The 5,455-nt window shown below is 43.8% G+C and carries 4 protein-coding genes and 2 pseudogenes; 4 read left to right on the forward strand and 2 right to left on the reverse strand.

Annotated features, from left to right (window positions below; translation table 11 throughout):
• The 4 genes and pseudogenes from VF412_RS00150 to VF412_RS00165 all read left to right on the forward strand — a co-directional run.
• Positions 1-1,878, forward strand: a pseudogene (locus VF412_RS00150) (hypothetical protein); the annotation flags it as partial.
• Positions 1,875-2,336: a hypothetical protein gene (locus VF412_RS00155; protein WP_331337160.1), complete on the forward strand. Its 462-nt coding sequence runs from the start codon at positions 1,875-1,877 to the stop codon at positions 2,334-2,336. The pseudogene VF412_RS00150 and the gene VF412_RS00155, both read left to right, overlap by 4 nt.
• Positions 2,333-3,382, forward strand: coding sequence for a hypothetical protein (locus VF412_RS00160; RefSeq protein WP_331337161.1), 1,050 nt, complete (start codon positions 2,333-2,335; stop codon positions 3,380-3,382). The genes VF412_RS00155 and VF412_RS00160 overlap by 4 nt, the downstream gene beginning before the upstream one ends.
• Positions 3,383-3,401: 19 nt before the next feature.
• Complete coding sequence (locus VF412_RS00165; protein WP_331337162.1) at positions 3,402-4,658, forward strand: EF-hand domain-containing protein; 1,257 nt, start codon at positions 3,402-3,404, stop codon at positions 4,656-4,658.
• Here VF412_RS00165 and VF412_RS00170 read toward each other — a convergent pair whose 3' ends face one another.
• Both VF412_RS00170 and VF412_RS00175 read right to left on the reverse strand, forming a co-directional pair.
• Positions 4,659-5,156: a TlpA disulfide reductase family protein gene (locus VF412_RS00170; protein ID WP_331337163.1), complete on the reverse strand. Its 498-nt coding sequence runs from the start codon at positions 5,154-5,156 to the stop codon at positions 4,659-4,661. It lies immediately after the preceding gene.
• A gap of 7 nt (positions 5,157-5,163) precedes the next feature.
• Positions 5,164-5,455, reverse strand: a pseudogene (locus VF412_RS00175) (AarF/ABC1/UbiB kinase family protein); the annotation flags it as partial.

Raw genomic sequence — 5,455 nt, forward strand, 5'->3', positions numbered from 1 at the left:
CTTCAAGTGTTTGCTGGTATCACCCCAGCTACAACTCCTGATTTATCTTTGATGCAAAAATGTGCGGCCCTTTCGACAAGCATGGGAACGATTGGCTCATTAAGCAAAGTAAATATTCAATCTTATATTTCTTCGAGTTCTTCTTCTTCGACGACCTACAAGGTTTATTTTGATAGGTCAGATCAATTTAATCCGCAAAACGTTAGTATGACAGCCTCTTCGTTGGTAAATTGGGGTAATGGAAAAATTAATTATGACGGTAGCAGTACAGATGCCGTTGTAAGAGTGACATTTGGATTGGGAACTCGTTCATTTTCTATTCCGATGGCATTGAATTCCGATTTGACGGTAACGCCGGAAGTAGGTTCTTCTACTCAGCTTGCGGCATTGCAGGCCGACGTAACGACTAAGAAAAACACTCTTGCAAATGATCAAGCTGCCCTTGATCAAGCAAATTTAGATCTTGCTGCAGCAAAAAATTCTTTATCAGACGCCCAAGCGACCTTGCTGGCTGAACAAAGTAAGCCGGTATATAGAAGCACTGCTAATAGCACCTCCACTTCAACTAGCACCTCGACTTCAACTTCGACGGATGTATCTACAACAACATCTACTTCAACAGATACAACAGCTAGCAATACAACTACAACATCTACGTCCACTTCTACATCGACGTCGTCGGACTATTATAGTCAGTCGGCCGTTGATGCAGCTCAAGCGACAGTTGATTCGTGGACGGCGACGGTGAAATCTCGGACCACCGCAGTAACTACAGCTCAAAATACGGTGTATGCGGATACCGCAGCTCTTTCGAGTTCTCAGAATACACTGAGCTCTTATTCTTCGATCTATAACAATCCTCCCGTGATCACGATTTCGGTAGATGGAATTAAAACATCCAAAAGATGGGGTACATATTCTTCGTCTACTTTGTCTTTGACTGTTTCTGCGACAAATGTTGGCAATATGCGCGACGAGAATATGGTTTTAACTGCACCGTCCATTGGTGTCTTGGCTTATGACCCTACATATAGCAATGGAACCTCGATTAAAGTCGGTTCTGGAACTACCTCAAGCAGTGGGCTGCTAGGTTATCTGAATTTCACTAATAGCGGCTCTATGCTTAATCCCCCAATTAATTTCTCGAGCAATAGTTCGAGCCCGGCTGTCGCGGGGGCTTCAGATCCAGATACAGATGATCTTGAGGCGCAATGCGAGGCTGCAAAAAACGCGGCTAGTTCTCAGTCTTTTGGTGGCGCTGCATGGGCCGTAGATTTCTCTCCGTCAACGCGTGTTTCTTGGAACTTTGCAGGATCCACTGACGCTGTGGCAGGAGATGATCCAGCTTATAAGCATGATTTGGTCTTTAGCGGAAGTGCAAGTTCGTTTGATGTGCACTCGATAGTGGGAAGTTGCACGATCGATGATACGGCTACATTTGTCACGGGGTTCTATGCATGTGATAGCCTGACAATTTCAGCTCGCTCGTTGCCACTGCGAATTATCGGAACATTTATCGTAGGTAAGTTGATAATCGATCCTTCAGCGTATAAAGCGGGCATTAGATGGAGTTCTATCTATTATCCGCAGGCAACACAGGAGTTACGTAAGTATGGCATATTGCAATCGGCGACCGGTGCTGATTGCAATACGGTCCAAAAATCTCCGATTTGGTTGCCAGTACCGTCAATTCAAGAAGTTCAGAATGTTCGTCTTTGCAATGTCATTAGCTTGCGCGCGAAGGCTGATCCATTCCAATGGACGGCGGTGGATCCTGATTGTGGAATTCCGTCGGGTTCAACATCTTCAACAACAAGTTGTAAGAAGCGCTTGATTCGATTCTATGTTGTCGAACAATCTCGTGAAGGTGGCGTATGATGAACTTAAAGCCAACACAAAATAATAAAGGTCAATCCATTGTTGAAGTTCTTGTTGGACTGGGACTTATTTCGATCATTGGCTTTGCATTCAGTGGCGGGATGGTGCAACTGAGAAATACGACAAAAGACAGCGTCGTATTATCTGCAACCGATCGTCAGGTCAGTGACATTGCAGAAAATATCAAATCGGGCGTTGAGAACTATCAGGTTAACTACAACTACGGCGTGACTGCTGGAAGTCTTTTGGATTTATCTTCTTTGCCGATGGCTTGGGATAACGGTATCGTCGCTGCGCGAACAGATTGCCCGAAATGTGCTGGAACTTATGGTTACGTCATTCAACCCGTAGATAGTTATCGTGGTCTCTATCAGGTGACCTTGCGCATGACTCATAAGGCTTGGGCTGCAAAAGGTGAGCAGTATCGTGACTACGTTTTCGTGGTGAGTGCAAAATGAAAATTCAAAATAATTTAGGATTTACTGCAGTTGAAGTGATGATAGGCGTTGGTCTTACGGCTGTCGTCACTGTTGCGCTTATCTCAACCCAAGTTTGGCTCGCGAAGGATCAAGCGGTTTTAAAAAATCAATTGGAGCAGTCGATCGATGAAAAACTTGCTGAACGCATTATATTTAGCGATTTAAGCGCTGTGGAACCATCCTTCAATAACATTTCTTTAGCGGATGATTCTGGCAATAATTTTTTTGATTACTATCCAGATGTGCCAGCGAACAGTCTTACGACTCCACTATCCAGAGCGATTACAATTACCTCTAAAACAGCAAATCAAAGCGTCAGTTTGATCGTGCAAAATCTTTCGGCCGGAGCAACGCTGAATTACGATCCGACTGCAGCTTATTCATTTGGTACATCGTCGGATTTCAATGTTGCAGGGTCCTACACGTTTGTTTCCGTAAATCAAAATAATTGGGTCAAAGCCATTCGCCCTGGATTTTGGATCGACGGCATGACGTTGATGTTTGATACTCCCGCGAAATTGCGACCTCTCTCTTCAGATGGTACGGTGAACATGCAAGTTGCACCACGTAGCCCTGTCTATGTCGGTGTGGTCGGAGGGGCTATTTTAAATTCCGTGGGAAATCCATTTTCAGGTTTAATTAAATCGACTCAGCCGGTGACGGGAGCTGCGATTCCCAGTGTAGATTCGTTTTTGCAAAATGTTCCGTCTATTGGGGGAGGCCAATCTGTTGTGAGATTGCGTGCTATCTCTGCCATTCAATATACGCTAGAGGCAGACAAAACTCTGGCTGCAGATTGCTATCCCGGCGGCAACAAAAGTGGAACACCATTTTATCACTCAAATTTGTATAAGGTGATTTACAAAGGCACAGGCCAGGCTGGTCAGAAGGTTCTTTTGGCTGATAAAGTGTGTTCTTTCAGTATGAGTCGCGACTCTGTCTTAAAGCGCATGATCTATTTTAAAATTAATAAAGTCGATACTTACAACAACAGTCCGTCAGATACGTCGACTGCAAGTTTATAGAGCGTTAAAAGGGGGAATTATGGGAACCATGAATATAGGGAAGGTCTTGCCAGTCCTTCTGCTATTTGCAGAGGGAGCATTCGCTCAAGTTCAGAGTTTGCCAATGTCGGTGAATACGACCGTTTCTGGTGAATCAGTGACCTCAGCGCCAGCTTCTGGCACAGTCACTCGTTCGGGAAATAGTACTGTCACCGTAAAAATTGTAAATTCATGCTTCGGTACGAATCTTCGTGGTGTGACGAATCCATTGGCCCCGAGTTCGACGATTACTGCGAACCTAACCTTAGTGATTGGCAGTAAGTCTTATCCTATTATGGTAAAATATCCTGCTTATTTAGTTCAAAACGGCGGGATGATTCCTGCTAATAATCAAATTACTCCGATGGATGCGTCGAACTACTCGATTCCTGGTGGGGGCAGTGCCGGTATTTATGGGAATACGGTTATTTTAAAAACACCGTTTCCAACCAACGTGAACATTGATGCGGCCGGAACTATCACTGATGCGGATCCAGGTTCAGTCTATCTTCAAAGCACTAGCTTTTCGCAAGTTGTCGGTGACTGTAATGTCGTGGCTTATGGTGCTTACGGTGTTTCATCATATATTCCGGCAGTGGGTTGTAAGGCCTTCATGGGACAAAACGGTACTTTGAGTGCGACAATTGGCGGTATCTCAGTGTCCTCTGATAAATCTAATGTCGAACTTAACGTTTCGTTCCCAGGTCAGACAGGATTTTGCGGAGGTTATTATTCACCACTGATGGTTTTCTTTGACAAAGACAGGCCAAAATTCACGAACGTCAGTAACTTTCCAATCAATGGTGTTGGTACAACATATTGGCCAGAATCAAATCACGCGGGTTACTTCCTAGCCTACGATAAAGATGGTTCTGGAAAAATCACAAGTAAAGATCAATTATTTGGTGACAACGGCAAAGAGAAAAACGGTTTTGAAGTTCTTAAAAAATTCGATACGAATCACGATGGTGTTATCGATAGACGCGATAAAGAATTCGATAAGCTCGTATTGTGGCAAGATAAAAACGGTGACGGTATTTCGCAGCCAGAGGAGTTGATCAAGCTTTCCAAGAAAGTTACGAAGATTTCTTTGAAATATAAAGATGACCGTGTCAGAAAAATTGCAGTGCACGCAGAGGAACGCCAGTACTCAGTTTTCTGGTATAAAGACGTGAAAGGAAAAGTAAAAAAAGGCGATATAGTCGACGTTTGGTTCGAACCAGCTCGACAACCGTTACTGACTCAAAATCAGAAGTAATTATTTCTGCGAGCCCAGAAGCTCCTGAATAGTCTTCTCTAAAACCTGTGGCTTTTTATCGTTGAAACCGCGATACATGGTCACAGGTTTTAAATTTTTATCAAAGACAAAAAGTGTGGGTAGTGCCGCCACCTGAAAGTCTTTGGCCATTTGTTTTTCTTTATCCGAAAACACCGCAAACGAGATCTCCTGCATCTTCATGAAAGCATCGCGTTCTTTAGAATCGTCGTCCTCATTTATGCCTAGAAAAACAACTTTGTCTTTGTACTTCGTTGCAAGCCGATTGTAGTGAGGAATCGCCTCTTTGCAGGGGGCGCACCAAGAGGCCCAAAAATCCACAATCACCACTTTACCTTTGAGGTCAGAAAACCGTACAGATTTCGCAGAAGGTGAAAGTGCCTCTGCTGAAGACAACGATTTGAACTCAAACTTCGGAGGATTGCTGGCGGCATGTGAAAGTGAAGTAATAAAAAGCAAAGGCATAAGTGCGCGTAACATAAAACCTCTAGATTTTTTCCATATACTTAAGCAACACGTCACGACCACGAATCTTCGCTTTCAGAATAGATAGGAAAATAAAAACACCACCGGTCTTACGATCTAAAAAGATAATTTCCTTTGGTGGAGTTCGCCATTGAAATTGACGAATGATTTGAAAAACCTTTTTAGAAAGTCGTTGCGGCAGATCCGTGTTTTTCCAGTCGTAATTTCCGACAGAATCAATTTGTCCATGAATGTTGCGGGGGTCGTTGGGTTCGATAAAAGGCTCGACACTTTCAAAGCAGAAGTCTTCGAAA

The sequence above is a fragment of the Bdellovibrio sp. genome, assembly GCF_036384735.1.
Taxonomy (GTDB): domain Bacteria; phylum Bdellovibrionota; class Bdellovibrionia; order Bdellovibrionales; family Bdellovibrionaceae; genus Bdellovibrio.

Bases quoted from the DNA above. Each gene is read 5' to 3' on its own strand.
- VF412_RS00155 (WP_331337160.1), top strand. From the start codon at position 1,875: ATGATGAACTTAAAGCCAACACAAAATAATAAAGGTCAATCCATTGTT.
- VF412_RS00165 (WP_331337162.1), top strand. From the start codon at position 3,402: ATGGGAACCATGAATATAGGGAAGGTCTTGCCAGTCCTTCTGCTATTT.
- VF412_RS00160 (WP_331337161.1), top strand. From the start codon at position 2,333: ATGAAAATTCAAAATAATTTAGGATTTACTGCAGTTGAAGTGATGATA.
- VF412_RS00170 (WP_331337163.1), bottom strand. From the start codon at position 5,156: ATGTTACGCGCACTTATGCCTTTGCTTTTTATTACTTCACTTTCACAT.